The organism is Allochromatium palmeri (assembly GCF_009720725.1).
GTDB classification, from domain to species: domain Bacteria; phylum Pseudomonadota; class Gammaproteobacteria; order Chromatiales; family Chromatiaceae; genus Thermochromatium; species Thermochromatium palmeri.
In genome coordinates, this window is the sequence record NZ_WNKT01000112.1 from 1 (window position 1) to 1,871 (window position 1,871).

General features: G+C 38.9%; 2 protein-coding genes. Both read right to left on the bottom strand.

Annotated elements, in window-relative coordinates:
- Positions 1-393: 393 nt before the first annotated feature.
- Entirely contained in the window at positions 394-858 is a 465-nt protein-coding gene (locus GJ668_RS19620) for a secretin and TonB N-terminal domain-containing protein (RefSeq protein WP_155451766.1), read from the bottom strand.
- 59 nt (positions 859-917) lie between these two features.
- Positions 918-1,625: a DUF4124 domain-containing protein gene (locus GJ668_RS19625; protein ID WP_155451767.1), complete on the bottom strand. Its 708-nt coding sequence runs from the start codon at positions 1,623-1,625 to the stop codon at positions 918-920.
- Positions 1,626-1,871 lie beyond the last annotated feature (246 nt).

Sequence of the window (1,871 nt, forward strand, 5' to 3'; positions counted from 1 at the left end):
GTGAAATTATTGATGGTTATGGATCTGAATATAAAATTGCGTTTTCATCTGTTTAATTTTTTTAATGAAAGTACTTAGAGTCCCAAAAATATTGACTTGACAACAAACTCTGCATCTGAGCCAAATGCGAGCCAATATCATTAAGAGCAACAATAATTTCATCAATTTGATGAGGCAGTTGTTCTTTCATAAATTACCCAATAATCAAATAGATTGCCCAGCATGTAAAATAAAAACCTACAGCGTTGGCTGCGTTAGACTGGTTTAAAAATCATTTAGAAAACAAACTACCTAAATCACAGACTAGAGCCACTTAAAATTACCGCATTTTGTCATTTTTAAAATTATGACAAATTTCGATATATTAAGCGAAATGAAGTCAACAATCAAAAATCAAAAATCACGCGGCCATCCTATATAGATTGTTCCATTGACGTACTTCGCAACTAAACCAGTTTCGTTTAAAACGCTATCTAAAAGCTCATCCCATGGAATATTTTTCACTCGAAGCGGAAAATTACCAGTTACTTGCGACCTGAGAACAAACGGAATCCCTGTAAAACTTTCTAGTACATTTACAAAAGCTTCCATATCGATACTTTCGTAATTCACAGTGAGTCTATCGCCAGTGTATTGCTTTTGCTGAGGCACAGGCTTTGGATCTGGTTTTGGATCTCCATATCGATGTAACTCTTTTGCGTCGCCACAAGGTTGTTCCTGCAAAAACATTGGCCCATTTTTAGGTTGGCACATGTATAAAACTGCGCTTGCTTTTTTGGCAAAAAAGATAATTCCGATCAACACTAAAGCCAAAACCAAAAACTTTATTTTAAAATCTTTTATGTTATTTGTGTTCATAATTTTTACTATTGAGCAAGCAGCAACTTAGATGTATTTTGAGGAGCGCATAGTTGCTCCTAGTGGGTAGGCGTGAACTGACCAGTTCTTGTATTTACTACGCCAGGACCAACATCATGATAAAAAGTGCCAGTTTTTGGATCGATGTAGCCGCCGCCACTTCGCGGCATTCTCGTTCCAGAGAATGGATCATACAGCGATTGCGGTGTTGATGGCAGCGATTGCGGTGTTGATGGCACAGAAAATGACAGCGGTGCAGATGGCTGTGATGCTGATTTAGGCAACAACGTGAGGTAACTGTCTAGCTCATTATTCGAGAGGTAACTGTCTAGCTCATTATTCGAGGAGGTTTGCTCTCTACGTCTTTGGATCTCACGATTATTAGCTATGCGCCTTTGCCTATCGATTTCCTGCTCATGTAATAATTGTTTGTAAACAGCAACAACTTTTTCAAAGTCTAAACCGAATTTCTCGGCGTATGCACGTGCATCCTCGACTCGTTTAGCTTCAATCAAGCTAATAACTTGGAGCGCTTGCTGCTCCCTCTCCGCTTGTTGCTTTTTCAGAAAATTAATTCGCTCTTTTTCTTTTTTTTCCATCTCTCTACGCTGAATATCATACTCAGTTTCTTTGTAATAAGTCTCAACTTTCTCACCTTCACAAGGAAGATTAGAATATGTTACGCTTCCGTTCGTTGTACATTTATAAATATCTGCATTTGCACTAAATGATGTGCAAAGTGCAAAAACTATAATTAAATTTTTCACTCAACTTCTCCTTTCAAAATTTTTATTGGCTTGAACTTAAGCCAGGAAAAATAAAAACAAAAAACATCAAACTGAGAAATGCTAAAAGCCAAAACCAATTAAGGAAACGCTGAACAATTCCGTTTTGGCGAAGGGGTCTGAGTGATACCCTTGTGCCCTGTGTTCTCCACCGCCCTCAGCCTGACGACGATGCCCAAGAAACGCGCCCCGAAGCCGAAGTACCAGACCCGCCGTGAACGGTTCCTG